The organism is Halochromatium salexigens, assembly GCF_016653295.1.
Classification (GTDB): Bacteria; Pseudomonadota; Gammaproteobacteria; order Chromatiales; family Chromatiaceae; genus Lamprobacter; species Lamprobacter salexigens.
Genome location: NZ_NHSF01000063.1, coordinates 25,850 through 51,471, shown reverse-complemented (window position 1 = coordinate 51,471; position 25,622 = coordinate 25,850). Strand labels below are relative to the sequence as shown.

Here is a 25,622-nt window from a genome sequence, read left to right as displayed (position 1 = left end):
GCGTTCCTCTCATCGGCGCCGCCGCCAATCCGCGGACCGACGCGCGTTGAAGCATCGATTCTGAGCCCCTCGGCGCCGCCCCGTAAAGGAGCGGTATGAGGGACCAGGGAGACGGGCAGGGCGGTCGGGCGCGGTTAGGCGGCGACCACCTCTTCGGCCGCTGACTTACCGACGATGCTCTCGTCTTCTTCGTCCAGCAGGCCGAAGTCCATCAGCAGCGCCTCGAGTTGATCCATCGAAATCGGCGTCGGGATGACGAAATTGGTGTTGTCGATCATCTTTTGCGCCAGCTGGCGATATTCATCGGCCTGCTTGGCACTGGGTTCGTACTCGATCACTGTCATGCGGCGAATCTCGGCGCGCTGCACAACGTTATCGCGCGGCACGAAGTGGAGCATTTCGGTCCCAAGCTGGCGCGCGAGCTCCATAATCAACTCGTCCTCGCGAGCGGTGTTGCGGCTGTTGCAGATCAGGCCCGCGAGGCGTACACCGCCGGAACTGGCATATTTGACGATGCCCTTGGAGATGTTGTTGGCCGCGTACATGGCCATCATCTCGCCGGAGACGACGATGTAGATCTCCTGTGCTTTGTTCTCGCGGATCGGCATCGCGAAACCGCCGCAGACCACGTCGCCGAGCACATCGTAGAAGACGAAATCGAGTTCTTCGTCATAGGCGCCTTCCTCTTCCAGGAAATTGATCGCCGTGATCACCCCGCGGCCAGCGCAGCCGACGCCAGGTTCTGGACCGCCAGATTCGACGCACTTGATGTCGGCGTAGCCAACGCGCATCACGTCCTCAAGTTCGAGGTCTTCCACCGAGCCGGCTTCGGCGGCGAGGTGCATAATGGTGTCCTGCGCCTTGGCGTGCAGGATCAAACGGGTCGAGTCGGCCTTCGGGTCGCAGCCGACAATCATGACCTTTTTGCCGAGCTCAGCGAGGCCGGCGACGAGATTCTGAGTCGTGGTGGACTTGCCGATTCCGCCTTTGCCGTAGATGGCGCATTGACGCAGTGCCATGTGATTCTCCCGGTTGGATGCCCACTCTGGGGCGATGAACAGAAGGTTCGCTCACCGGGATATAAGCATAGCCTGTGCCAGATCATCGATATTTATTTAATGCATTGAAAAATAAGGATAAACTCACGAAACTGGCAGCCTGTCATCTTGGTAGCATAGATAACAAACCGGTCGCATAGATAACAAGCCCTCAGCCTTTGTGTCTACAAAACGAGTCGACATGCCTCAGTCTCGCCATCAAGCCAACAGTCACCCCAAGATTTCGCTCACCGTTTGCCAGGAGACTGATCCCGGCATGAAGCTCGACGCTCAACCCGAGGCCAAGCCCGAGACCAATCCGAGCCTGCTGCCACGCTCGCCACCCTCGTTACCCGCGAATGCTCGCCTACCGCTCAATCGATGCAACCTACCGGCTGTCATCCTCGGCGGACTGACGTATCAGACGCATCCGGTCTCACTCGAGATCGACGGTATCCGTGCCTTCCATCAAGACCTGTTCCGGTTGTTGTCGCCGATCGACACTGCGCGCGAACGTGCCGAGCACTTCGTCGACTACATGGCGGCGCATTTCTGCCTGGATGATCTGGAGGCCGCGGGCCTAGCCGCGCAGCGGGTCAAGAAGTACAGACGCAACGCCAACTACCTGCGCATGGTTCGCGGCTGGTCGTTCGACGCTGACGGCCGCGAGGGTGCCGTGCTCAAGCACTGGGTCGAGACCCGCTTCGGGCTGCTCGCGCGCCATCATGGCGGGCCGCTCAACGGTGGCGATGATGATGCTTATCATCGCTACTTGGCGCAGGGCGCCCAGGGCCTCTACGCCACCAATGCCCTCGAGGCGCAGCTCGACCTGCTCTATACCTATTGTCAGTACGAGCTGGTGCGCCAGCATCCCGAAGAGACGCATCTGACCCTGTACCGGGGCATCAACCGCATTGGCGAGCATGAGGTGCTGGACGACGAGCCTGAAGAAGCAGGCACTCTATCCGGGGCTGGGCAGGGCCCTGGTAAACGCCGCGGCGAATCGGCGCTCGCCGGCCGTCGGCGGGTGCTGTTGAACAATCTCAATAGCTTCACCAGCAACCGCGAGCGGGCCTGTGAGTTCGGTGACTACATCCTCGAGACGCAGGTGCCGCTGCCGAAGGTGTTCTTCTTCAACGGCCTGCTGCCGGGGATGCTCAAGGGTGAGGATGAGTGGGTGGTGATCGGTGGGGTGTATGAGGTGGGGATGAGTTGTTTGTGAACCGCCCCACGAGACGCTAGCGGCGCACTTGATCGATATGCACCGAAACAGCATCCGCGGTATCGCTTGAAACAGGGCCGGTCTCGCCTTGCAGATCGCCGGGGCTTGCCATGGCCTGACCGGACGGTGAGACGCGGGCACCAACGATAATCTCCGGGAAGCTCGAAAGCTGCATGCTCGGCATCATCGCCATGCTGTCATCCAGCCTTATCTGAAGTGGCAAGTCACCAAGGGTCGCGCGCTGTACCGCGAGTGGCATCGGTGGGCCGGCGGCGGCCTTGGCATAGATGAAGACTGGGGTGTTGGGCGGTAGACGCCCACTTAGCTCGGGAGACAGCGCAACCTGGACCTGGATGCCCGCGGTCTTGCCTGCCGCGCGCGTTTGATTCAGCTCGTTGCCCTCAGCCGAGGCCGAGGCAGCATCGGCATCCTGCTGCTCGGCTGGATTGACGCCGGTTGGGGGTCCTTCTGGCGCTGGCGCCTCATCAGACGCACCTGCGGTATCAGCGGTATCAGCGGCATCCGAAGGAATTGCCGCCTGGGCAACCCGTGGCGCCCGCGCTTCCTCTGGCAAGCCGGCACGCTGTTCGGCCTCGCTGATCAGAGTACGAAGTTCGGCGGCGTCCTCACTCTCGGGTTCCATCTTCTCGAGCAGATTGCGCCAGGTCGTGGCCGCAGAGCGGAACTGACCGCGCTGGAACGCCACCATGCCGGCCAGCCAGCGGGCCGTGGGATTGTCCGGCTCGAGTTCGAGGGCCTCGGAGATCAGTTCCGCCGGGCGACCTTCGAGCTGGTTATCGTTGTTGGTGGCGATCGACTCGGCATAGGCCATGACGATCAGCGCATCATTGGGGTCGAGTTCATAGGCCCGCGCCAGGGCACTTTGGGCGCGCTCACGATCGCCGGTGGCGAAATAGGTCCGCCCGAGCATCATCCAGCCTTCGGCGTCATCGGGTTGTTGCTCGAGCCGTTGCTCGAGGCGGGCGACCAATTCGTCCAGTGGCGGCAGCTCGTTCTGGCCGCGCGCCTGGCCGGCACCGCCGCTGGCGGCGACCTGCTCGAGCTGTGGGATGAGCGCCTGGTTGCCGATCAGGCCATAGACCGCCCACGCCAACACGGGGATGGCCAACAGCAGCGAGAGCGCGGTCACGGCCGGGCCCGGGAGCCGGCGTGTGCGGTGATCACTCGGCTGGCTGGCGACCGTGGTGAGTGGATCGCGATCGCCCAGATCCTGGAGGAGTTCGCGCTCGAGGTCGCGGCGCGCGGCCTCGTAGACGGTCTGGTCGAGTTTCCCGGCGCTGAGATCGACATCGAGTTCAGCGAGCTGTTGCCTGAAGATCTCGAGGTTGAGCTGGGCTTGATCGGTGTCGGCCTGGGACGCGGTTGCAGGATCTTGGGCAGGCTTGAGCGATGCCAGCAACAAGGGGGTAACAGCGAAGAGCACCGCGAGGCCGGCCAGCCCAGCGGCGAGAATCCAGAAGGTGGTCATGAGAATCGGTCGTCGGTCAGGAGTCGGGTGAGCGAGGGGCGTGTTTGGCATCCAGCAGCGCTTGCAGGCGCTCACGCTCGGCCTCGGAGAGGGGGTCGTCCTGGGTTTGCTTCTTGCTCAGGAGAGTGCGCACGACGACGAAGGCGCCGATGCCGATGAGCACGAACGGGCCAAACCACAGCAGGTAGGTCGAGGGCTTGAGCGGTGGATCATAGAGGACGAAGTCGCCGTAGCGCTCGATGAGGAAATCGAGGATCTCGTCCTCGGATTGGCCGGCGCGCATCATCCTGTAGACCTCATTGCGCAAGTCTTGCGCAAGCTCGGCCTGGGAGCCGGCGAGCGACTCATTTTGGCACACCAGGCAGCGCAGTTTCGCGATCAGATCGCGGAACTCATCATGCTGCTCCGGGCTGTCGAACTCGAATTCTTCCAAGGTGTAAGCGCTCGCCACGCCACTGCCGAGGAGCAGCAGCGCGCTGAGCGCCAGTGACTTGATCAGCGCTGACATCCTCAACCCTCTGCCTTGAGCTTTGCGACGAGTGGTTCCAGGGTTTTTTCCCAAACCTCACGGGTAATCGGCCCGATGTGCTTGTAGCGGATGATGCCCTGTCGATCGACGACGAAGGTTTCGGGAGCGCCATAGACGCCCCAGTGAAGCCCCACCTTGTTATCCGGATCATGGCCATTCATCGCATAGGGATTGCCGGTCATGCGCAGAACCTCGCGCGCATCCTGCGCGTCATCCTTCCAGTTGATGCCGACGATCTGAAAGTCCGAGTTCTTCGACAAGGCCATGAGCGCCTGATGCTCCTGGCGGCAGGACACGCACCAAGAGGCCCAGACGTTGACCAAGGAGATCTCGCCTTGCAGATCCTCATCCTCGACGCGACGCTCGGGATCGGTCAGTGCCGGCAGGCTGAACTCGGGCACGGGCTTGCCGATCAGTGGCGAGGGAACCTTGGTCGGGTCCTTGCCAAGACCGATCATCAGCAGGATCACCAAGGCCCCGAAGATGATCAGCGGCACCAGGAAGCGGAGCGATTTGGACATACGACAGTGCTCTCGTTAGGCCTTGGCCGCCACGGCCTCGGTCGGGGCCGTGCGGCGCGCGCGCGCGGTGCGGTAGCGGCGATCGGAAACGGCGATGGCGCCGCCGAGGGCCATCAAGCCCGCCCCCAGCCAGATCCAGCGCACATAGGGCTTGTAATAGAGGCGCAGCGCCCAGTCACCGCCGCCGACGGCCTCGCCGAGCGAGACATAGACATCGCGGAAGAAGCCGGCGTCGATCGCGGCCTCGGTCATCGGCATGCCACCGCCGAGATAGGAGCGCTTCTCCGGGAAGAGTTCAGCAATCTGTCGCTGCCCCCGATAAACAATGAAGTGGCCTTGATCGGCCCGGTAGTTGGGTCCGTTGACTTTCTGGGCGCCAAGGAACTCGAAGCGGTAGCCCGCCATCTCGTGGCTGTCGCCGGGCGACATCCGCAGGTCTTTCTCGATCTCATGGTTGGAGACCATGGTGACGCCGACGATGAACATGGCGACACCGAGGTGGGCGACGACCATGCCGTAGAAGCTGCGGCCATTACCGCTGAAGTCCGCGAGCATGGCCTGTCGCCAGCTGCCGTGCTTGTGCTTGAGGCGCTCGCGCACGAGGGTCAGATGCGAGAACAGTAGCCAGGCGGCCAGCGCGATGCCGATCGGCACCCATTGATCGCCACCGCTGATGGCCGGCAGTGAGGCGAGTGCGAGCATGCCGATGCTCAGCGCCAAGGCGATCCAGAGTGTTTTGGTCAGACGCCAGGGCTCATCATGCTTCCAGCGCGTCGCGGGCCCGATCCCGAGCAACAGCGCGAGGAAGGGCGCCAGCGCCAGGAACATCTTGTTGAACCAGGGGAAACCGACCGAAATCTTGCCGAGATTGAAGGCCTCGTAGATCAGTGGCGCCAGGGTGCCGAACAGCACCAGCACGGTAAAGGCGACGAACAGCAGGTTGTTCAGCAGCAGCCCACTCTCGCGCGAGAGCAGGTCGAAGCGCCCACCTTCCGAGACCTCCGGCGCGCGCCAGGCATAGAGCGCGAGCGAGCCGCCGATGACGAGACAGAGGAAGAGCAGGATGAACAGTCCGCGTTCGGGATCGGTGGCGAAGGCATGCACCGAGGTCAGCACCCCGGAGCGCACCAGGAAGGTGCCAAGCAGGCTGAGCGAGAAGGCCGAGATCGCCAGCAGCACGGTCCAGCTCTTGAACGCGGCACGCTTCTCGGTGACCGCCAGCGAATGGATCAGCGCGGTGCCGACCAGCCAGGGCATCAGCGAGGCGTTCTCGACCGGGTCCCAGAACCACCAGCCGCCCCAGCCGAGTTCGTAGTAGGCCCACCAGGAGCCGAGCGCGATGCCGATGGTCAAAAACACCCAGGCGACCGTGGTCCAGGGCCGCGACCAGCGCGCCCAGGCGGCGTCGAGCTTGCCGCCGATGAGCGCGGCGAGGGCGAAGGCGAAGGCGACCGAGAAGCCGACATAGCCCATGTAGAGCATCGGCGGATGGATGGCGAGGCCAAAGTCCTGTAGCAGCGGGTTGAGATCACGCCCCTCCGGCGGAACCGGGAACAGGCGCTCGAACGGATTGGAGGTCAGCAGCATGAACAGCAGGAAGCCGATCGCGACCATGCCCATGACCGCGATCACGCGCGCCACCACCGGCAATGGCAGATTGCGGCTGAAGGCGGCGACGGCCGCCCCCCAGCCCGCCATCATCAGCGCCCAGAGCAGCAATGAGCCCTCGTGGCCGCCCCAGACCGCCGAGATCTTGTAGATATCGGGCAGCAGGCTGTTGGAGTTCTGGGCCACATAGAGCACCGAGAAATCGCTCGCCAAGAAGGCCTGCACCAAGGCTGCGAAGGCGATGGCGACGAAGGCCAACTGCCCATAGGCCAGGGGGCGCGCCATGGTCATCCAGGGACGGTTGCCAGTCAGCGAGCCGGCGAGCGGAAAGCCGGCCTGAGCGATGGCGAGCAGCAGCGCGAGGATCAGCGCAAGATGTCCGAGTTCTGGAATCATTGCTTCAGGCTCTCGGTCGTCTGTTCGATGATGCCGTCGATATGGGCCGTCTGCAGCGTATCGGCAACCTCGGGCGGCATGTAGGATTCATCGTGCTTGGCCAAGACCTCTTCGGCGTAGAAGACGCCATCGGTGCCGATGCGGCCCTTGGCGACCACGCCTTGGCCCTCGCTGAAGAGGTCCGGCAAGATGCCGGTATAGCTGACCGGCACCACGGCGGCGTTGTCGGTGACGTCGAAACGGACGGTGAGCCCATCGGCTTGGCGGGCAACGGTCTCGGGCACGACGACGCCGCCGACCCGGAACACGGCGTCGCTCGGGTGTTCGCTCGCCATCACCTGGCTGGGACTGAAGAAGTACGAAATATTGCTTTGCAGCGCGCTGAGCGCCAGGGTGGTCGCGCCGGCGACGCCGATCAGCGCGAGGCCAACCAAGACCAAGCGTTTTTGTCTTGCTTTCATATGCGGATTCCTCGTGGCAATCTTAGGGTTGGGTACCGGAGGTTCCCTGTCGTCGACTCGAGGCGGCGGCTGCTTGCCTTGGTGCGCGCAAGCGCAGCAGCCGGCCGATACGGATCAGCGTTGCGCGCCGACTGCCGCGCAGTTGCAGGATCTCGATCAGGAGCAAGCCAAAGGTCATCCCGAACGCGCCCCACACATAGCCGCCATAGCCGCCTTGGTTGAAGAACTCCATCATACGGTGGCCTCCTTGGCGATGACGTCGCGCACCCAAGCACTATCCGACTCGCGCGTCAGGATAATCGTGCGCAGCCGCGCGAAGACAGCCGCGAATGAGTAGGCCCAGAGTCCAAAGGTCATGGTCAACATCGGTATCAGGATACTCAGGTGGATGCTGCCCGGATCGGAGCGCTGATGCAGCGCCGCGCATTGATTCGGGTCGGGGCAGTTGATCGAGAGGAAGATCACCGGGACCATCACCAGGCCCACGATGGCCAGCAGCGCGGCGGCACGATCCGCGCGGCGGGTGTCATCGATCGCCGAGTGCAGCGCCATATAGCCGATATACAGGAAGAACAGCAGTAGCTCGGAGGTCAAGCGCGGGTCCCAGTCCCAGTAGGTGCCCCAGCTCGGGCGTCCCCAGAGCGCGCCGGTCCAGAGCGCGAGGAAGGTGAAGAGCGCGCCCGTCGGGGCGGCGGCCTTGGCCATCATGAAGCTCAGCCGGGTGTTGAAGACCAGCCCGATCGCGGACCAACCGGCCAGCACCAGATAGAGCCACATCGACATCCAGGCCGAGGGCACATGCACGAAGATGATCCGATAGTACTCTTTCTGGGGATTGCTGCCGCCGAGCTGATTGGCGGTCAGGAAAAACCCCCAGAAAAGACCGATCAGCACCAGGGCGGCGGCGATGCGGCCGAACCAGGGGATCAGGCGGCCCGCGATCGGGTAGAAGGCGGCTGGTGAAGCGAATTTGAACCAGTTGGTTGTCATCATTGGTTACTCCAGCGAGATGCGCAATGCCGCAGCGGCCGCAAGGGGCGCTAACAAGGACGCACCGAGCAAGAACGCGCTCAACAGATAGAGATAAGGCTCGGTATCGGCGATATCGATGGCGCTGACCGCGACCGCTCCCGCGCCATAGACCAGCACCGGCACATAGAGCGGCAGGATCAGCAGCGATAACAGGATACCGCCGCCGCGCAGCCCCAGGGTGAGCGCCGCGCCGATCGCGCCGATCAGGCTGAGCACCGGAGTGCCGATGGCCAAGGCCGCCATCATCACCCAGACCGCGTTCGCGCTCAGATGGTACTGCATGGCGACCAGGGGCGCGATCAACACCAACGGCAAGCCCGTCAGCAGCCAGTGCGCGACCACCTTGGCGAGCACCAGCACCGCCAGGGGCTGACCGGTGAGCAGCAACTGCTCGAGCGTGCCATCCTCGTAATCGGCGGCGAACAGTCGCTCCAGCGCCAGCATCGAGGCCAAGAGCGCGGCGACCCAGACGACGCCCGGGCCGAGCATGCGCAACTGCTCACGCTCGCTGCCCACCCCTAGCGGGAACAGGCTGACGACGATGATGAAGAAGAACAGCGTCGTCAGCACATCGGTGCGCCGGCGCATGGCCAACGTGATATCGCGCGCAAGGACGCAGTAGAACACCTTGAACATCGCTGGCTCAGTGCGCGGACGCGGAGGGGTCGGGCGCGCAAGGGGCTGGCGCGGAGGCAGCGCTCGACGTGTCCAGGTCGTCCACGGCCTCGCCGAGGGTGAGGCGTTGAATCGCGCCGCGTGTCAAGGGAACCTCTTGGTGCGTGGTCAAGACCACCGAGCCGCCGTCAGCGACTTGGGCCGAAATCAGTTGCTGCAGGAACTCGACGGCATCGACATCGAGCGCGGTGAAAGGCTCGTCCAAAATCCACAGCGGCGCCTTGCTCAAGATCAAGCGCGCGAGCGCGACCCGCTTTTTCTGCCCCTGGGAGAGCATCCGCGTGGGCAGATCCTCGAAGCCCGCGAGCCCGATGCGCGCGAGTGCCGCGAGGATCGCCGCCTCATCGACCGGGTCTTGATCCAGGGTGCTGGCGATGCGCAGGTTCTCCAGTCCGCTGAGATCGGCCTTGATGCCGTTGAGATGGCCGAAGTAGAGCAGGTCGCGGTTGTAGTCCTCGGCCAGGTCGCGGATGTGCTCGCCGCGCCAGCGAATCTGGCCGGCATCGGGCCGCAAGAGACCGCACAGCACGCGCAGCAGGGTGGTCTTGCCGCTGCCGTTGCGTCCCCGCACATGCAGCAGGGTCTGCGCCGGCAACTGAAAACCGAGGCCGCTGAAGAGGTCGCGCTCGCCGCGTCGGCACGCGAGATCGGTTACCTCGAGCATCGCAGGAGGGCGCCGTTCATGCCGTGGGGGTCGCGTCGGCGGTGGCGTCGGGCAGGCTCCCGGGCGCGCTGCTCGCGGACCCGTCGGCTGCGGAGTCGCCGGCCTCAGCGTCAGCGCCGACAGCGGGCGCGACCGTCGCCGCGTCCGCCTCGAGCACCATCACCACCCCGGCCAGCGGCGGCAGCGCGAGCGGGATCGAGTGCGGGCGGCCCATCCAACTGCTCGGCTCCGAGTGCACGCCACCGCGATTGCCGACATTGCTGCCGCCATAGAGTTCGGCATCGGAATTGATCGCCTCGCGATAGAAGCCTTCGACCGGCACCCCGATGCGGTAATTGTCGCGCGGGACCGGGGTGAAGTTGAAGGCGCAGGCGACCAGTTGCTTGCCATCCTTGGTCTTGCGCAGGTAGCTCAGCACCGACTGGCTGGAGTCGTGACAGTCGATCCACTCGAAGCCGGCACTCTCGAAGTCGACCTCATGCAGGGCCGGCTCGGCGCGGTAGAGCTGATTGAGATCGGCGACGATCTGCTTCACCCCCTGATGCTGCGGGCGCTCGAGCAGATCCCACTCGGCGGCGGCATCGAAGTTCCATTCCCGCCCCTGGGCGAACTCGCAGCCCTGGAACAGCAGCTTCTTGCCCGGATAGCTGAACATGAAGGTGTAAAGCAGGCGCAAGGAGGCGAACTTCTGCCAGGCATCGCCCGGCATCTTGTCGAGCATCGACTGCTTGCCATGCACTACCTCGTCGTGGCTGAAGGGCAGCACGAAGTTCTCGGTGAAGGCGTAGAGCAGGCCGAAGGTCAGCAGGTCGTGGTGGTAATGGCGATAGATCGGGTCCTTCTCCATGTAGGAGAGGGTGTCGTGCATCCAGCCCATGTTCCATTTCATGCTGAAGCCAAGACCACCGAGATAGGTCGGGCGCGAGACCTGCGGCCAGGAGGTCGACTCCTCGGCGATCATCAGCGAGCCTGGATGCTGCTCATGGGTCACGGTGTTGAGCTGGCGCAGGAACTCGACTGCGTCCAGGTTCTCGTTGCCGCCGTACTTATTGGGGATCCACTCGCCATCCTCGCGCGAGTAGTCGAGGTAGAGCATCGAGGCGACGGCATCCACGCGCAGGCCATCGATGTGATACTCATCGAGCCAGAACAGCGCACTCGAGAGCAGGAAGTTCTTCACCTCGTGGCGGCCATAGTTGAAGATCAGCGTGCCCCAGTCCCGGTGCTCGCCCTGGCGCGGGTCGGCGTGCTCGAACAGCGCGGTGCCGTCGTATTGGGCCAGCGCCGTGGTGTCGCGCGGAAAGTGCGCCGGCACCCAGTCGAGCAGCACGCCGATGTCGTGCGCGTGCAGGTGATCGACGAAGTAACGGAAATCATCCGGGCTGCCGAAGCGCGCGGTCGGGGCGAAATAGCCGGTGGCCTGATACCCCCAGGAGGCGTCCAGCGGGTGTTCGGTGATCGGCAGCAGCTCCAGATGGGTGAAGCCCATCTCCTGGCAATGCGCGGCGAGTTGCTTGGCCAGCTCGCGATAGTTGAGGAAGCGGCCATCCTCGGCGCGTTGCCAGGAACCGAGATGGACCTCGTAGACCGACATCGGCTGCTGCTGCCAGTTGGCGCGCGCGCGCCGCTCGAGCCAGTCGCCATCGTTCCACTCGAAGTCGCTCGGGCCATGCAGGATGCAGGCGTTTTCCGGGCGCTCCTGATAGGCGGCAGCGTAGGGGTCGATCTTGACCATCGGCACGCCGGCGGCGGCGCGCAGCTCGAACTTGTACAGGGTCTCGGGCTCCAGGCCGGGGATGAACAGCTCCCAGACCCCGGAGCCGGCGCGCACCCGCATCTGATGCTCGCGCCCGTCCCAGTTGTTGAAGGCACCGACCACGCTGACCCGGGTCGCGCCTGGCGCCCAGACGCCGAACTGAAAGCCGCTGATGCCATCGACCTCGCGCTGGTGTGCGCCCAGGAACCGATAGGCATGCCAGTGGCGGCCCTCGCCGAACAGATGCAAGTCGAAATCGGCGATCTGCGGCGCGAAGCCATAGGGGTCGTATTGGGTGTGGACCTGGCCCTGCGTGTCGTACCAGTTGATCAGGTAGCGCTCCTCGAGCGCGCTCGCTGGCCCTTGCCAGACGAACAGGTCGGTGCCCTCGATGCGGCTCAGTTCGATGTCGCCCTTGCCGATGCGCACACGCGCGGCGCGTGGCAACAGCACACGCACGACGACGCTGCCGTCGTCTTGCTCATGGCGGCCGAGGATCTCGAAGGGGTCGTGATGACGGGCCTCGATGATCCGCAACAGGGGCTCGGGAAGGTCGGGGTAGCGGCGCTGAGTCTCGGGCATGGCGTCTCGGTATCCTGCGGCTCGTGTCGATCACGATGTTACCATAGCGCACCCGCCTCCAAATCGGCGCTTGCGCCTGGAAGGTCTCGTATGTCGGAAGCGAACCCGCGCTTCGTCAGTCGTCTGACGCGCAACACCCTGGCGCTCATCCTGGCCGGGGGGCGCGGTGCGCGCCTGCGCCAGCTCACGCAGTGGCGCTCGAAGCCGGCGGTGCCCTTCGGCGGGAAATTTCGCATCGTCGACTTCCCGCTATCGAATTGCATCAATTCCGGGATTCGCCGCATCGGCGTGCTGACCCAGTACAAGGCGCATTCGCTGATCCTGCACATCCAGAAGGGCTGGGGCTTTTTGCGCGGCGAGTTCGGCGAGTTCGTCGAGCTGTGGCCGGCGCAGCAGCGGGTGACCGAGACCGCCTGGTACGCGGGCACCGCCGATGCGGTGTTCCAGAACCTCGACATCATCCGCAATCACGACCCCGAGTACGTGCTGATCCTCGCCGGCGATCACATCTATCAGATGGATTACGGGCCGATGATCGCCCAGCATGTCGAATCCGGGGCCGATATGACCATCGGCTGTATCGAGGTCGAGCGCGAGCGCGCCTCGGGCTTTGGCGTGCTCACCATCGATGATGAGCAGCGCGTGCGCGCCTTCGTCGAAAAGCCCGCCGATCCGCCGGCCATCCCCGGCCGCGAGGAGATGGCGCTGGCCTCGATGGGCATCTACGTCTTCAATCGCGACTTCCTGTTCGAGCAGCTGATCGCCGATGCCGATGTGCCCGGCTCGAGCCATGATTTCGGCAAGGATGTGATCCCACGCGCGATCGAGTGCTACCGGGTGATGACCTTTCCGTTCCGCGATCCGCGCAGTGGCGCCCAGGCCTACTGGCGCGACGTCGGCACCATCGACGCCTTATGGGAGGCGAATCTGGAGCTGATCGGCGTCACCCCACCGCTCAGCCTGTACGATGACGACTGGCCGATCTGGACCTATCAGGAGCAACTGCCGCCGGCGAAGTTCGTCTTCGATGACGAGATCCGCCGCGGCATGGCGGTCGATTCGATGGTCTCCGGCGGCTGCATCATCTCCGGGGCGTTGGTGCGCCACTCGCTGTTGTTCTCCAATGTGCGCGTGCATTCGTTCGCGCATGTCGAAGACAGTGTGATCTTGCCGAATGCCGATATCGGCCGGGGCTGCGTGGTCCGCCGCGCGATCGTCGACCACTGGTGCCGCATCCCGGCCGGGATGCGCATCGGCTGCGACCGCGCCGAGGACGAGGCCGCTGGCCTCTATGTCTCCGAGGGGGGCGTCACCCTGGTCACGCCTGAACTGCTCGGACAGACGGTTAACCGGGTGAGCTGACGTTCCTGATGAATGCGCATTCGAGTGACGACCAAGATTACTACCTCTGGTTTGCTGATGAAGAAACTCATACTTCCCATGGATGATACCCCCGCAACCGACTCCCTCAACCAACGCCGTGCCGGCGTCTTGCTACATCTGACCTCGCTGCCCGGCACCGGGCCTTGCGGCGATCTCGGCTGGGAGGCCTTCAACTTCGTCAATTTCTTGGCTGATGCCGGTGTCAGCGTCTGGCAGATGCTGCCGGTCGGGCCGCCGCAAGCCGGCGATTCGCCTTATCAAACGAGTTCAGCGCACGCCGGCAGCGCGCGGCTGATCGGGCTTGAATCGCTAGTCGACTGCGGCTGGCTGCCGGCAGAAGCCGGGGCGACTGCCGGTGATGAGGCGAGCAAGCGCGAGCGCTTACAGCAGGCGCATCAACACGTCTTGCGCGCATCATCTGATGATGAACGCGCTGAGTTCGAGCGGTTCTGCAACGAACAACGCTTCTGGCTCGATGACTACGCGCTCTATCGCGCGATTCACGAGCAGCGCGAGGCGCCTTGGTGGGACTGGCCGAAGGGCCTGCGCACCCGCGACGGGCGCAGCTTGGGCCAGGCCCGGCGGCGACTCGCCGAGGCAATCGATTATATCCGTTTCGAGCAGTTCGTCTTCTTTCGCCAATGGGATGCGCTGCGCGCACATGCGAACGCGCGCGGGGTGCGGTTGTTCGGCGACATGCCGATCTTCGTCGCCCACGACAGCGCAGAGGTCTGGGCGCGGCCCGGCGATTTCGATCTCAATGCCGACGGCACCTGCCGGGTCGTCGCCGGGGTGCCGCCGGATTATTTCTCGGCCACCGGCCAGCGCTGGGGTAATCCGCTCTATCGCTGGGAGCAGCTCGAGAAGAACGGCTTTCGCTTCTGGCTCGATCGCATGCGCACCCAACTGCGCCTGTTCGACATGATCCGCATCGACCATTTCCGCGGCTTCGAGGCCTATTGGGAGGTGCCGGCCGAGGAAGAGACGGCGATGAATGGCACCTGGGTCGAGGCCAAGGGCGATGCGCTGTTCGCGCGTCTGCAGCAGGAGTTCGGCGCATTGCCGCTGATCGCCGAGGATCTAGGCGTGATCACCGATGAGGTCGACGCGCTGCGCCAACGCTACCGGATGCCGGGGATGAAGGTGCTGCAATTCGCCTTCGACGGCGGCCCAAGCAACCCCTATCTGCCGTTTCATCATGGGCGCGATTCGGTCTGCTACACCGGTACGCACGATAACGACACCACGCTCGGTTGGTATCAGGCGCTCACAGATGCGCAGCGCCAGCATGTCGATGATTATTTGGGCCATGCGCAAGAACCAATGCCCTGGCCGATGATCCGCGCCGCGCTCGCCTCGCGCGCCGACCTGGCTGTGGTGCCGATGCAGGATCTGATGGAACTCGACGGCGTCCACCGCATGAATCGACCCGGCGTGCCACGCGGCAACTGGCAATGGCGCTTCCAATGGGATCAGCTCGATGACCAGCTCGCGCGGCGGGTTGCGCATCTGATCGCGCTCTATGGGCGCGCGCCGGATGATGCCCTTGGCGTCTGACGAGCGGTGTGTCCGTGCGCGCAATGGGCCGTCATAGCGCGGTCTTTGAGCCGTAACTAAATGGTCACTGTGGCTTGGTAGACTCCCACGGTTTATTTGCCACCGGGGCGACCCTACCATGCCGGTCACGACCAAACCCAGCCTCGCCGATCGTTTCGATCAGAAGGTCTTCGACGCGATCTACTCGCGGGCGCTGGTCTACAACACCTGCTGGGAAGATCCGGCCGTCGATCGCCTGGTGCTCAACATCGCGCCGGATGACCGTATCCTGGTCATCACCAGCGCCGGTTGCAACGTGCTCGACTATGCGCTGGTGGGGCCGGCGGCGATCCATGCGGTCGATGCCAACCCGCGCCAGAATGCCCTCCTGGAGCTGAAACTGGCGGGTATCCGCCGGCTCGAGTTCGAGGACTTCTTCGCCGCCTTCGGCCATGGCCATCATCCCGGTTTCGAGCGACTCTATCGGCGCACCTTGCGCCCGGATCTCTCGCCCTTCGCGCGCGCCTTCTGGGACAAGCGCGTGCGTTGGTTCGGCCATCCGCGCGGCAGCTTCTATTTCCATGGCCTCTCCGGCATCGTCGCCAAGAGTTTCCATGCCTATCTGCGGGTGCGACCACAGCTCGCGGCGAGCATCGCCGAGCTGTTCGAGACTCGCTCGCTGGATGATCAACGCCATGTCTACGAGACGCGGGTGCAGCCGCTGATCTGGTCACCGACCATCAACTGGACGCTCTCGCGGCAACTGACGATGAGCATGCTCGGTGTGCCGCATCCGCAGCGCAAGGAGGTGCAGGATCAGCATGAGCGCGGTGTGGCCGGCTTCGTGCGCGAGTCGATCGACTATGTCTTCCGCCAACTGCCGGTGTGGACGAACTATTTCTGGGCGGTCTATGTGAACGGCCGCTACACGCCGGAGTGCTGCCCGGAATATCTGAAGCCGGAGAACTTCACCGCACTCAAGCAGGGCCGGGCCGAGTGCATCCAACTGCACACCGCCACGGTCGCGGAGCTGCTAGCGGGTACCAAGCAGCGTTTCTCGAAGTACGTGCTGCTCGATCACATGGACTGGATGAGCAGCTATGCGCCCCAGGCGCTGTCCGAGGAATGGGCGCTGATCCTGGAGCGCGCGCGCGCCGATGCACGCATCATCTTCCGCAGCGCGCATGCGGCTCCGGCCTATCTGCAGGATCTCGAGGTGAGCCCGGAACGGGGCCGTCTGCGCGATTGCCTGCGCTTTCATCCGGAGCTGGCGGCGCAGATGCAGCCGCTCGACCGGGTACATACCTACGCGGGCTTCCATATCGCCGACCTCGCGGCGGCCACATGAGCGTCGTCACCCGAGCATGAGCGTCGCGACCCTCACGGCGGAGTTCAAGGTACTGCTGGCGATGCTGCGCGGGCAGCCGAACGCGGGCTCGCATGCCGAGCGGCTGGAGGCCTTCTACGCTCCCCAGGCCGGGCGCTACGATGCCTTTCGCGAGCGTCTGTTGCACGGGCGCGGCGAGCTGATCGCCGATTTGATCGCGGCGCAAGCGATCCCGCCGGGCGGGCATCTGGTCGAGCTGGGCGCGGGCACCGGGCGCAATCTGCTGTTCTTCGGCGATCGACTCGCCACCCTCGCACGGGTCGATGCGGTCGATCTCTGCCCGGCCTTGATCAGCGAAGCGCGGCGGCGGACCGAGACCATGGCCCCTGTGCGAGTACACGAGGCCGATGCCTGCCGTTGGCAGCCCGAGGCGCCCGTCGATACGGTCTATCTCGCCTATGCGCTGACCATGATCCCGGACTGGGAGGCGGCGATCGACAACGCGATCGCGATGCTTAAGCCGGGCGGTCATCTGGGCGTGGTGGACTTCTACGTCTCGGCACCCGAGCCGGCGCCGGGACTGGTTCGCCACTCCGCGCTGGCGCGGACGTTTTGGCCGCGCTGGTTCCGCCACGATGGGGTGCATCTGGATGCACGGCGGTTGGCCTATCTGCGCCACGCGCTGCCCGATCATCGGCTGGTCGAGGCGATGGCGCCGGTGCCCTATCTACCCGGTTTACGCGTCCCCTACTATCGCTTGATCGCTCGCAAGGGCTCGTAGCGGCACCGCGACTCTCATTGCCCGATCGTCTCGCTGGCGGCATCGATCAACTCGCGGCCTTGTCGCTGCATCGCCTGCGCGACCGCATCGGCAAGGGCCTGACCGCGCAGCGTTTCCCCATTGATGAGCACCTCGCTTGGTGAGGTCGCATAGGCGCTGAGCGGGTCGGCGAGCTGCTGCGCGGTGTCCTCGACGGCGTTGTAGGGATAGGCACAGGTCGCGCTGCCCGCGCTTTCATCACCGCCGGCGTTGGACCAACGCAGGCTGACGATCGCATCCTGATAGCCGGGCGTCTTGGTGCTGACCTGGGTCCAGTCGAACTGAGTGGTGCCGAGTTGCCCGGCCACCAAGTCCTTGCAGAGCCGCACGCGGACATCTTCGCCGGGGTTGGCGCAGCCCGCGAGCAGACCGCTACCGATGAGGAGACTGCCAAGGGCGGCTGCCGCGCGCCGAATCGTTGCTTGTTTCATTCGTCACCTACTTCGCGAGTAGACCCGTCCTTCGCAGGGCGGGAAGAGGTAGAAGTGTAGAGCAGAGCGCCAGACATCTAGGGCGCATGCTGAAGACGAGCAAGACTCAGAGCGGCAACAAGATGCGATCGTGGCGTTCCGGGTTGGCGCGAAAGTAGCTCGCGGTGTTGCCGATGCGCTGCACGAGATCGGCCTGGGCACGCTCGGCGATGGTGTCGACGATGGCATCGCGTTCATCGTGATCGCCGCCGGGTACCTTGACCTTGATCAGCTCGTGATGCTCGAGCGCGAGTTCGACCTCGGCGAGCACGGCCTCGCTGAGGCCGGCGGCGCCGAGCTGGACAACGGGCTTGAGATGATGCGCCTGCTTCTTCAGCCAGCGGCGTTGATGATCAGTGATGGGGATGGTTTGGGGCACGTTTTGAGGCTTTAGCTGTTCGAGTGGATGTCTGGATGCTGGGAAGGTCTGTAACAGACGCAGGCTGCGGACGGATCTTAGATGGGCCTGGACCTTGGCTGAACGCTAGTTTGGCATGACCAGAATACGGCCATGGGTCTTGCCGGCCAGCATGTTCTCGAACACCGCCGGTAATCCATGGAGGTCAACCTCGTCGCTGGCCAAGGTGTCGAGGTCGGCGGGGTGCCAATCACTCGCAAGACGGCGCCAGAGATCGGCGCGCAGCGGGAAGGGCACATCGACCGAATTGCAACCGAGCAGACCGATCCCGCGCAGGATGAAGGGCATCACCGTGGTCTCGAGTGCGGTACCGCCGGCAAGGCCAATGCTGGCGATGTTGCCGTTGGGCGCCAGGGTACGCGTGATCTGTGCGAGCATGGCGCCGCCGACATTGTCGATCGCGCCGCCCCAGACCGCCTTCTCGAGCGGACGCTCGCCGCCGGGGAGTTCATCGCGGCCGATGATGCGGCTTGCGCCGAGGTTGGTCAGCCAATCGTGCAGCGCCTGCTTGCTGGAGACGGCGACGACTTCGAAGTCGAGTTGGGCCAGGATGCTGATGGCGATACAGCCAACGCCACCGCTGGCGCCGGTGACCAGGATCGGGCCGAGGCCGGGATGCTGGCCGTTGACCAGGAGCCGGTGCACGGCGAGCGCGGCGGTGAAGCCGGCGGTGCCGAGGATCATCGCCTGGCGCGCATCGAGCGCCTTGGGCATGGGCGCGAGCCAGTCGCCCGGCACGCAGAGGGTCTCGGCATAGCCGCCGTCGTGGTCGAAGGCCATGCCGAAGCCGGTGGCGATGACCGCGTCGCCGGGTTTCCAGCAGGGATGCTCGGAGTGCTCGACGATGCCAGCGGCATCGATGCCGCCGGTGAGCGGGAAGCGCTTGATCACCTTGCCGCGACCGGTACCGGCGAGTGCGTCCTTGTAGTTGACGCTGGATGCGCTGACGCGCACCAGGACGTCGCCTGTCTGTGGCGTCGCGATGTCAATCGTTTCGACACCGGCGCGATGACCGTCGTCGTCTTGATGGATACGGAATGCCTGTTGCTGAGTCACTGTTCGCTCCTGCCGTTCGGTCGCTGCGGATTCAGGCCGGGTTTAGGCCGCCTCGACGACGAAGCGATGTCGACGCGCGGGCGCGGGAAGATCACTCAACCTTAACCGCAATCTCGGCGATGCGCGAGCGCCATTGCCGGGGGCCGGTCTCGTGTACCGAGACGCCCTTGGTGTCGACGGCGACGGTGACGGGCATGTCGACGACCTCGAATTCGCGAATCGCTTCCATGCCCAGATCCTCGAAGGCAATCACCCGCGCGGATTTGATCGCCTTGGAGACCAAGTAGGCGGCGCCGCCGATGGCGATCAGATAGACCGCGCGATGGCGGCGGATGGCGTCGATTGCCTCGGGGCCGCGCTCGGCCTTGCCGATCATGCCGATCAGACCGGCCCGTTCCAACAACGGATCGGTGAAGCGATCCATGCGGGTAGAGGTGGTCGGCCCGGCGGGACCGACGACCTCGTCGCGCACCGGGTCGACCGGGCCGACGTAGTAGAGAAAGCGATTGGTCAGGTCGACGCCCTCGGGCAGCGGCTCACCACGCTCGAGGAGGTCGACCAGGCGCTTGTGGGCAGCATCGCGGCCGGTCAGCAGCTTGCCCGAGAGCAGCAGGCGCTCGCCGGGCTGCCAGGTCTCGATCTGCGCGCGGGTGATCTGGTCGAGATCGACGCGCCGGGCGCCCGCGGCGGCATCCCAGGCGATCTCGGGCCAGGTATCCAGTGACGGCGGCTCCAGCTGGGCCGGGCCGGAGCCGTCGAGGGTGAAGTGGCAATGACGGGTCGCGGCGCAGTTCGGGATCAGCGCGACGGGCAAGGAGGCGGCGTGGGTCGGGAAGGTCTGGATCTTCACATCGAGCACGGTGGTCAGGCCGCCCAACCCTTGGGCGCCGATGCCAAGCGCATTGACCTTCTCGTGGAGTTCCAACCGCATCGCCTCGATGGCTTTCGACGGCCCGCGCGCCTTGAGTTCGTGCAGATCGATCGGCTCGTTGATCGCGGCCTTGGCCATCAGCATCGCCTTCTCGGCGGAACCACCGATACCGAGCCCGAGGATGCCGGGCGGGCACCAGCCGGCACCCATGCTCGGGAGCTGCTCGAGCACCCAATCGACGATGCTCGCGCTGGGCGTGAGGATGGCGAAACGGGACTTGTTCTCGGAGCCGCCGCCTTTCGCGGCGAGTTGCACCTCGAGCGTCTTTCCGGGCACCAGTTCGGTGTGCACGATGGCCGGGGTGTTGTCGCCGGTGTTGCGCCGTTCGCCGAACGGCGGTGCGACGATGGACGCGCGCAGGATGTTGTTGGGATCGGTGTAGGCGCGCCGCACCCCCTCGTCGACCATCTGCTGCAGGCTCAGTTCGCTGTCCCAGCGCAGGTCCATGCCCACCTTCAGGAACACGATGACGATGCCGGTGTCCTGGCAGATCGGCCGCTGACCCTCGGCGCAGAGGCGCGAGTTGATCAAGATCTGGGCCATCGCATCCTTGGCCGCGGGCGACTCCTCGGCGGCGTAGGCGGCGCTCAGCGCACGGATATAGTCCGGCGGATGGAAGTAGGAGATGTATTGCAGCGCATCGGCGATGCTGCTGATCAAATCATCGGCACGAATGACAGACATGGACAAGCGATGCTCTCTAACAGGGAAGAGTGCTCAGTATAGCCGGCTCATGGACAGCGACTTTAATCCGCGTTGGAATCCGCGCCGGCGTTCAGGTCGGCCTCGGTATAGACCCGATTACGACCGGCCGTCTTGGCCGCGTAGAGGGCGTTATCGGCGCGGCTGACCAAGGCGTCCTGGCTATCGTCCGCGTCAAGACGCGCGGCGGCAAGGCCCGCGCTGACGGTGATGCGCAGCGTGCGATCGTCGATCAGGAAACGCGTGGTTTCAATCTGCTGGCGCAGGCGCTCGATGAAGCCCCGCGCCTGTGTCAGGTTGGTATCGGGCATCAGGATCAGGAACTCCTCGCCACCCCAGCGCGCGATCCAATCGGCCTCGCGGGTGTTGTCGCACAGCAGTGTGGCGATCCGCTGGAGCAGTTGATCGCCGGCGAGATGGCCATGCTCATCGTTGATGCGTTTGAAAAAATCGAGATCGAGGATGGCGATGGCGTGCGGGCGTTTTCCGCGCTGGCTTTGCGCCTGGATGCTGCGGATCGCGCGCCACATACCGCGCCGGTTGAGCAGATCGGTCAGCGGATCGTGCTCGGCGTGGTAAGCGAGCTGCAGCTCGGCCTCCTTGCGGCGAGTGATGTCGATGCGCAGGCCGCTGGCCGCGAGCGCGATGCCGTCCGGGTCGCGATCGTAGACGCGCGCGTGGTCCTGGATCCAGACCCAGTGTCCGTCACGGTGGCGAAAGCGATATTCAGCCGTGAAGTCATCCAGGCCGCCGAACATGACCTGCTCGGTTTGATCGGCGAAGCCAGCCAGGTCCTTGGGGTGGACGTTCGCGCGCCACCAGTCATAGGTGATGCCGACCTCACCGGGCGCATAGCCGAGCTGGGCCAGGTAGCGCTCGTCGACGAACACCTCGCCGGTGCTGAAATCGGCGGTATAGGTGCCGATGCCGCCGGATTCGAGGGCCAGCTCGAGCATGCGTTGCGTCTGCAGCAACTGTAGCTGCGCGAGCTTTTGCTCATGGATATCGCGCCCGGCGCCGATGATTGCGGTGACCTGGCCGTGCTCATCGAGCACCGCAGCGTCGGACCAGCCGAACCAACGCCAGCCGTCGCGGGTCATGGCCCGTTGTTCAAGGTAGCAGCGGTGCGGGGGATAGGCGAGCGTCGCCATCGCCGCTTCGGTCTCGGCGCGATCGTCCGGGTGCACGAGCGGCATGAACCGCTGACCGATCAGCTCGTCCTCACGCTTGTCGAAGGTCTCGCAATAACCGGGGCTGACGAATAGGAAGCGACCCTCGGGGTCGACCTGCACGATCAAGTCCGTCTGCTGCTCGACCAAGAGCCGGTAAGGGGTCTCGCTGGTGCGCGCGGATGCCTCCAACGACGCCAGCGGGAGCGGCGGCTGCTGGCGCGGTTGCTTGGATTTGCGATGATCCATTGTCGCTTGCGTCCGCCCTCAGACGCTGGCAGGAGTGTGAAGAACTCAGGATGAAGACTCTATAGTGACGCAAAATGCCCGATGAGGCGAGAAAATTAACGCCCATTGGCGGCCAACTGGCGCAGCGCGTGCGCGGGCATCGGGCGCCCGAACAGATACCCTTGTACCTCGTGGCAACCTTCGTGTTCGAGAAAGTCGGCCTGCGCCTGGGTTTCAACCCCTTCGGCGATGACATCGAGCCCCAAGGCCCTACCGAGGGCGATGATGGCACGGGCGATAGCGTCGTCATTGTCATCGACCGTCACCCCATCGATGAAGGTCTTGTCGATCTTGAGCCGGCTGATCGGCAGCCTCTTCAGATAGCCGAGCGAGGAGAAGCCGGAGCCGAAATCATCGATGGCGAGGGTCACGCCCAACTCGCGCAAGGCGTTCAGGTTGGCGACCACGCGCTCGACGTTGCGCATGAGCAAGGATTCGGTGACCTCGAGTTCGAGCCGCCCCGGGGCGACGCCGGTTCGCTGCAGGATGGCGTTGATCTCATCGACCAGATCGAGACGCTCGACCTGCTGCACCGAGACGTTCACGGCCATGCGCTTGACCGAGAAGCCTTGTCTCTCCCAGGCGTTCAACTGCAGGCAGGCCTGCTCCAGCACCCAACCGCCGATCTCGCTGATCAACCCGATCTCCTCGGCGATCGGGATGAAATCGGCGGGCGAGACCTTGCCGAGTTCCGGATGCGTCCAGCGCAGCAAGGCCTCGGCGCCAAAGATGCGGCCGCTCTTGAGTTCGAACTGCGGCTGGTAGAGCAGCTCCAGCTCGTTGCGGGCCAGGGCCCCGCGCAGCGCGGTCTCGAGATGCAGGCGCTGCATCGCGCGCGCGGTCATCTCGGCCTCGAAGAAGCGGTAGGTGTTGCGCCCCTGATCCTTGGCCCGATACATCGCCAGATCGGCGTTGCTCAACAGGCTGTCCATGCTCTTGCCGTCGCTCGGGAACAGGCTGACGCCGATACTGGCGGTCAGGCGCAGCTCGCGATCGGCGACCTGGAAGGGTTGCGAGACGAGCTGACAGAGCCGCTCGGCGAGATGCGCGGCGGTGGACGGATCATCGATGCCGTCCATCAGGATGACGAACTCATCGCCACCGAGCCGGGCGACGGTGTCGGCCTTGCGCACTTCCTGCTCGATGGCGTTGGCGACATTCTTGAGCAGCTCATCGCCAATCGAGTGGCCGAGGCTGTCGTTGACGTTCTTGAACAGGTCGAGGTCGATGAACAGCAGCGCCAGCATGCGCTCGTCGCGTTTGGCCCGTTGCAGCGACTGCTCCATGCGCGCGCGCAGCAGGGTGCGGTTCGGCAGTCCGGTCAAGGCGTCGTTGTGGGCCAGGCGGTAGAGTTCCTCCTCGGAGCGTTTGGCCTCGCTGATATCGTTGAAGATGCCGATGTAGTTGAGCAACTGGCCATGATCATCGCGCACGCTGGTGATGGTCATGCGCGCCGGATAGGACTCGCCATCCTTGCGTCGGTTCCAGATCTCACCGCGCCAGGCGCCGGTGTTGTCGATCATCTGCCACATGCGCTCGAAGAAGCTCGCGTCCTGATAACCGGAGCCGAGCAGTTTCGGCTGACGACCGAGGATCTCGGCTTCCGCGTAGCCGGTGATCTTGGTAAAGGCGCGATTGACCGCGAGCACCCGCTGCTCGGCATCGGTGACCATGATCGCCTCGGCGCTATTCTCGAACACGGTCGAGGCCTGGCGCTCGCGCTGGCGGGCCTTGGTCTCCTCGGTGCGATCGAGCCAGTGCACGAAATAGGCGGACTCGCCTTCGAGTTCGACCGGCACCAGGATGACCTCGACCGGCAGCGGCGTGCCATCACGCTGTTGATGCAGCCATTCGAAGCGCAGGGTCTTACCCTTGGCTTGGTGCAGGAGCTGTTTGACCTTGGTCTTGGAGACCTCGCCATTAGGCTGGACGGGCGGCGAGAGTTCGTCCGCGTGCTTGCCGATGACGGCCTCGGCTTCGTCGTAGCCGAGCATCTGCAGCGCGGTTCGATTGACCTCGGTGAAGCGTGAGTGCTGCATCACCAGCATGCCTTCGGCGGCGGAATCGAACAGCGCGCGAAAACGTTTTTCGCTCTCCTGGAGCTGGGCCTGGGCCTCGATCTCGGCGGTGATATCGACACCGGTCCCACGCAGCGTCGTGACCTGACCGTTGGCGTCCTTGACCACCTCGGCGCGGGTTCGCAGCCAGCGTGTGCTGTCATCGCTGGCGCGTCTGATGCGGTGCTCCAGCTCGCAGCCCTGGCCCTTGGCGAGCGCCTTGCGCGCGGCGGCCTCGACCCGCTTGCGATCCTTTGGATGCGCAAACGTTTGGCTGAGTTCGGTGCAGGAGTAGGTCGTTCGCTCGGCGCCATGGATGCGTTGCCAGCCCGGCGAGACCTGGATCAGATCCTTATCGAACTCCCAGGACCAGGCGCCGGTCTTGGCGATGCGCTCGGCATCGACGAGCATGTTGCGCAGCTCGCGCACGGATTCTTCCATCGCGTGGCGCTCGCTGACATCCCGATTGACCCCGCGGCGCCCGAGGTAGCGGCCATCATCGGCGATCACCGCGCGGCATACGTGCTCAATCCAGCGCCACTGGCCATCCCGATGGCGAAGCCGTAGCCGCATGACGTGCTGGTCATCGGCGTGCGGGGTCAACGCCTGCATCAGATGCGTCTGCCAGGTCGCGCGGTCCTCGGGGTGCAGCAGCCGCTCGAGCAGTTGTGGATCATCGAGAAAGGCCTGGGCGCTATAGCCGGTGACCTGGCGACAGCCCGGCGAGACATGGACGAAGTGCCCCTCGGGGCTGATCCAATAGTCCCAGTCCGGGCTGTATTCGGTGAGGACGTGGTAGGCCTCCTGGGTGCTGGAGAGGCGATCATAGGCTTGGCGCAGCTCGCGTTGATGTTGCACGATCGCGGTGCGATCGACGATCGCGCAGAGCAGCCGCGGCTCGCCGTCGGCGGAATCAGGCAATCGAGCGCCGTGCAGATCGCCGAAGAATTCGTGACCTTCGGTGGTCATGAACTTGAGTTCTGGGCGGGCGCCCTGCGGCTGTTGGCTTTGGGTAAGCTGCCGCAAGAGATCGAGAAAACCGCCGCGATCGTGTTCGTTGATCAGGCGCAGCAGGAAATGATGATGGACGCGCGGATCGCGCAGCGCGAACAGCTGGCTCGCCGCCGGATTGGCGGAAAGGATGAGTCCATGACGGTCGATCACCAGTTCGGCGATCGGTGCGCTTTGGAAGAGGGCCGTGAAGCGCTCCAATGAACTGCTCGCGGCCGCTTGGCTGCGGGTGAGTTCCTCGTTCTGGATCTCGAGTTCGGCCTGATAGATGCGCACATTTTCGATCAGCACGCCAAGGTTGACATCGCCGCTGGCAATCAGGTCTTCGGCGAGGTCGAAGCGTCCTTCGCGCAGTGCCGAGAGCGCCCGTTCGCGCAGTTGCTCGCGCTCGCTATCGCTCGAGGGGGGGCGGGAGTCGTTAGAGTCTGTCATCGTCACTCATGCTTAACGCTGCGCCACGGCGATCCTGCTCGGGTCGCCGT

General features: G+C 64.5%; 22 protein-coding genes. 5 read left to right on the top strand and 17 right to left on the bottom strand.

Translation table 11 applies throughout. From position 1 onward, the window contains the following. Window positions 1-134 precede the first annotated feature (134 nt). Complete coding sequence (nifH, locus tag CCR82_RS12745) at window positions 135-1,019, bottom strand: nitrogenase iron protein (protein ID WP_201246176.1); 885 nt, start codon at window positions 1,017-1,019, stop codon at window positions 135-137. 295 nt (window positions 1,020-1,314) lie between these two features. Between nifH and CCR82_RS12740 the strand changes: the two genes are divergently transcribed. Then, window positions 1,315-2,259 (top strand): NAD(+)--dinitrogen-reductase ADP-D-ribosyltransferase, encoded by a 945-nt coding sequence (locus tag CCR82_RS12740; RefSeq protein WP_201246175.1) that lies wholly within the window; start codon window positions 1,315-1,317, stop codon window positions 2,257-2,259. 16 nt (window positions 2,260-2,275) lie between these two features. Here CCR82_RS12740 and ccmI read toward each other — a convergent pair whose 3' ends face one another. The 10 genes from ccmI to glgB are packed head-to-tail and all read right to left on the bottom strand — an operon-like array spanning window position 2,276 to window position 11,972. Next, window positions 2,276-3,748 carry a c-type cytochrome biogenesis protein CcmI gene (gene ccmI, locus CCR82_RS12735; protein WP_201246174.1) on the bottom strand — a complete coding sequence of 491 codons (1,473 nt, stop codon included), beginning with the start codon at window positions 3,746-3,748 and terminating at the stop codon, window positions 2,276-2,278. Window positions 3,749-3,764: 16 nt separating this feature from the next. Continuing rightward, a complete protein-coding gene (locus CCR82_RS12730; RefSeq protein WP_201246173.1) occupies window positions 3,765-4,256 on the bottom strand; it encodes a cytochrome c-type biogenesis protein in 492 nt (163 codons plus the stop codon). A 2-nt stretch (window positions 4,257-4,258) separates the two neighbouring features. Beyond that, window positions 4,259-4,798 carry a DsbE family thiol:disulfide interchange protein gene (locus CCR82_RS12725; protein ID WP_201246172.1) on the bottom strand — a complete coding sequence of 180 codons (540 nt, stop codon included), beginning with the start codon at window positions 4,796-4,798 and terminating at the stop codon, window positions 4,259-4,261. 15 nt (window positions 4,799-4,813) lie between these two features. Further along, window positions 4,814-6,802 carry a heme lyase CcmF/NrfE family subunit gene (locus tag CCR82_RS12720; protein ID WP_201246171.1) on the bottom strand — a complete coding sequence of 663 codons (1,989 nt, stop codon included), beginning with the start codon at window positions 6,800-6,802 and terminating at the stop codon, window positions 4,814-4,816. Next, on the bottom strand, window positions 6,799-7,263 hold the full coding sequence (gene ccmE / locus CCR82_RS12715) for a cytochrome c maturation protein CcmE (RefSeq protein WP_201246170.1): 465 nt from the start codon (window positions 7,261-7,263) through the stop codon (window positions 6,799-6,801). The genes CCR82_RS12720 and ccmE overlap by 4 nt, the downstream gene beginning before the upstream one ends. A 22-nt stretch (window positions 7,264-7,285) precedes the next feature. Continuing rightward, the gene (ccmD, locus tag CCR82_RS12710) at window positions 7,286-7,498 is read right to left on the bottom strand and encodes a heme exporter protein CcmD (protein WP_201246169.1); all 213 of its coding nucleotides are present in this window, start codon (window positions 7,496-7,498) and stop codon (window positions 7,286-7,288) included. Further along, the gene (ccsA, locus tag CCR82_RS12705) at window positions 7,495-8,253 is read right to left on the bottom strand and encodes a cytochrome c biogenesis protein CcsA (protein ID WP_201246232.1); all 759 of its coding nucleotides are present in this window, start codon (window positions 8,251-8,253) and stop codon (window positions 7,495-7,497) included. Before ccsA ends, ccmD begins: the two co-directional genes overlap by 4 nt. 6 nt (window positions 8,254-8,259) lie before the next feature. Next, entirely contained in the window at window positions 8,260-8,931 is a 672-nt protein-coding gene (gene ccmB / locus CCR82_RS12700; protein ID WP_201246168.1) for a heme exporter protein CcmB, read from the bottom strand. Window positions 8,932-8,938: 7 nt separating this feature from the next. Further along, window positions 8,939-9,634, bottom strand: coding sequence for a cytochrome c biogenesis heme-transporting ATPase CcmA (gene ccmA / locus CCR82_RS12695; RefSeq protein WP_201246167.1), 696 nt, complete (start codon window positions 9,632-9,634; stop codon window positions 8,939-8,941). A gap of 16 nt (window positions 9,635-9,650) precedes the next feature. After that, window positions 9,651-11,972 (bottom strand): 1,4-alpha-glucan branching protein GlgB, encoded by a 2,322-nt coding sequence (glgB, locus tag CCR82_RS12690; protein ID WP_201246166.1) that lies wholly within the window; start codon window positions 11,970-11,972, stop codon window positions 9,651-9,653. A 90-nt stretch (window positions 11,973-12,062) separates the two neighbouring features. Here glgB and glgC point away from each other — a divergent pair, with 90 nt between their 5' ends. The 4 genes from glgC (at window position 12,063) to CCR82_RS12670 (ending at window position 16,999) form a co-directional block, all read left to right on the top strand. Further along, complete coding sequence (gene glgC, locus CCR82_RS12685) at window positions 12,063-13,334, top strand: glucose-1-phosphate adenylyltransferase (protein ID WP_201246165.1); 1,272 nt, start codon at window positions 12,063-12,065, stop codon at window positions 13,332-13,334. Between the two features lie 78 nt (window positions 13,335-13,412). Beyond that, the gene (malQ, locus tag CCR82_RS12680; RefSeq protein ID WP_201246164.1) at window positions 13,413-14,912 is read left to right on the top strand and encodes a 4-alpha-glucanotransferase; all 1,500 of its coding nucleotides are present in this window, start codon (window positions 13,413-13,415) and stop codon (window positions 14,910-14,912) included. A 118-nt stretch (window positions 14,913-15,030) separates the two neighbouring features. Next, window positions 15,031-16,239 (top strand): BtaA family protein, encoded by a 1,209-nt coding sequence (locus CCR82_RS12675; RefSeq protein ID WP_201246163.1) that lies wholly within the window; start codon window positions 15,031-15,033, stop codon window positions 16,237-16,239. 16 nt (window positions 16,240-16,255) lie between these two features. Beyond that, window positions 16,256-16,999: a class I SAM-dependent methyltransferase gene (locus CCR82_RS12670; protein WP_201246162.1), complete on the top strand. Its 744-nt coding sequence runs from the start codon at window positions 16,256-16,258 to the stop codon at window positions 16,997-16,999. 14 nt (window positions 17,000-17,013) lie between these two features. Here CCR82_RS12670 and CCR82_RS12665 read toward each other — a convergent pair whose 3' ends face one another. The 6 genes from CCR82_RS12665 to CCR82_RS12640 all read right to left on the bottom strand — a co-directional run bounded on the left by CCR82_RS12665 (window position 17,014) and on the right by CCR82_RS12640 (window position 25,572). Continuing rightward, complete coding sequence (locus CCR82_RS12665; RefSeq protein ID WP_201246161.1) at window positions 17,014-17,469, bottom strand: hypothetical protein; 456 nt, start codon at window positions 17,467-17,469, stop codon at window positions 17,014-17,016. A 106-nt stretch (window positions 17,470-17,575) separates the two neighbouring features. Continuing rightward, window positions 17,576-17,887: a ribosome assembly RNA-binding protein YhbY gene (gene yhbY, locus CCR82_RS12660; RefSeq protein ID WP_420827332.1), complete on the bottom strand. Its 312-nt coding sequence runs from the start codon at window positions 17,885-17,887 to the stop codon at window positions 17,576-17,578. A gap of 105 nt (window positions 17,888-17,992) precedes the next feature. After that, window positions 17,993-18,982 carry an acrylyl-CoA reductase family protein gene (locus tag CCR82_RS12655; RefSeq protein WP_201246160.1) on the bottom strand — a complete coding sequence of 330 codons (990 nt, stop codon included), beginning with the start codon at window positions 18,980-18,982 and terminating at the stop codon, window positions 17,993-17,995. 91 nt (window positions 18,983-19,073) lie between these two features. Next, complete coding sequence (locus CCR82_RS12650; RefSeq protein WP_201246159.1) at window positions 19,074-20,597, bottom strand: fumarate hydratase; 1,524 nt, start codon at window positions 20,595-20,597, stop codon at window positions 19,074-19,076. Between the two features lie 62 nt (window positions 20,598-20,659). Further along, entirely contained in the window at window positions 20,660-22,033 is a 1,374-nt protein-coding gene (locus CCR82_RS12645; RefSeq protein ID WP_201246158.1) for a sensor domain-containing diguanylate cyclase, read from the bottom strand. A 95-nt stretch (window positions 22,034-22,128) separates the two neighbouring features. Beyond that, entirely contained in the window at window positions 22,129-25,572 is a 3,444-nt protein-coding gene (locus CCR82_RS12640) for a sensor domain-containing protein (protein ID WP_201246157.1), read from the bottom strand. Window positions 25,573-25,622: the final 50 nt, after the last annotated feature.

Bases quoted from the DNA above. Each gene is read 5' to 3' on its own strand.
- nifH (WP_201246176.1), bottom strand. From the start codon at position 1,019: ATGGCACTGCGTCAATGCGCCATCTACGGCAAAGGCGGAATCGGCAAG.
- CCR82_RS12740 (WP_201246175.1), top strand. From the start codon at position 1,315: ATGAAGCTCGACGCTCAACCCGAGGCCAAGCCCGAGACCAATCCGAGC.
- ccmI (WP_201246174.1), bottom strand. From the start codon at position 3,748: ATGACCACCTTCTGGATTCTCGCCGCTGGGCTGGCCGGCCTCGCGGTG.
- CCR82_RS12730 (WP_201246173.1), bottom strand. From the start codon at position 4,256: ATGTCAGCGCTGATCAAGTCACTGGCGCTCAGCGCGCTGCTGCTCCTC.
- CCR82_RS12725 (WP_201246172.1), bottom strand. From the start codon at position 4,798: ATGTCCAAATCGCTCCGCTTCCTGGTGCCGCTGATCATCTTCGGGGCC.
- CCR82_RS12720 (WP_201246171.1), bottom strand. From the start codon at position 6,802: ATGATTCCAGAACTCGGACATCTTGCGCTGATCCTCGCGCTGCTGCTC.
- ccmE (WP_201246170.1), bottom strand. From the start codon at position 7,263: ATGAAAGCAAGACAAAAACGCTTGGTCTTGGTTGGCCTCGCGCTGATC.
- ccmD (WP_201246169.1), bottom strand. From the start codon at position 7,498: ATGATGGAGTTCTTCAACCAAGGCGGCTATGGCGGCTATGTGTGGGGC.
- ccsA (WP_201246232.1), bottom strand. From the start codon at position 8,253: ATGACAACCAACTGGTTCAAATTCGCTTCACCAGCCGCCTTCTACCCG.
- ccmB (WP_201246168.1), bottom strand. From the start codon at position 8,931: ATGTTCAAGGTGTTCTACTGCGTCCTTGCGCGCGATATCACGTTGGCC.
- ccmA (WP_201246167.1), bottom strand. From the start codon at position 9,634: ATGCTCGAGGTAACCGATCTCGCGTGCCGACGCGGCGAGCGCGACCTC.
- glgB (WP_201246166.1), bottom strand. From the start codon at position 11,972: ATGCCCGAGACTCAGCGCCGCTACCCCGACCTTCCCGAGCCCCTGTTG.
- glgC (WP_201246165.1), top strand. From the start codon at position 12,063: ATGTCGGAAGCGAACCCGCGCTTCGTCAGTCGTCTGACGCGCAACACC.
- malQ (WP_201246164.1), top strand. From the start codon at position 13,413: ATGGATGATACCCCCGCAACCGACTCCCTCAACCAACGCCGTGCCGGC.
- CCR82_RS12675 (WP_201246163.1), top strand. From the start codon at position 15,031: ATGCCGGTCACGACCAAACCCAGCCTCGCCGATCGTTTCGATCAGAAG.
- CCR82_RS12670 (WP_201246162.1), top strand. From the start codon at position 16,256: ATGAGCGTCGCGACCCTCACGGCGGAGTTCAAGGTACTGCTGGCGATG.
- CCR82_RS12665 (WP_201246161.1), bottom strand. From the start codon at position 17,469: ATGAAACAAGCAACGATTCGGCGCGCGGCAGCCGCCCTTGGCAGTCTC.
- CCR82_RS12650 (WP_201246159.1), bottom strand. From the start codon at position 20,597: ATGTCTGTCATTCGTGCCGATGATTTGATCAGCAGCATCGCCGATGCG.
- CCR82_RS12645 (WP_201246158.1), bottom strand. From the start codon at position 22,033: ATGGATCATCGCAAATCCAAGCAACCGCGCCAGCAGCCGCCGCTCCCG.
- CCR82_RS12640 (WP_201246157.1), bottom strand. From the start codon at position 25,572: ATGACAGACTCTAACGACTCCCGCCCCCCCTCGAGCGATAGCGAGCGC.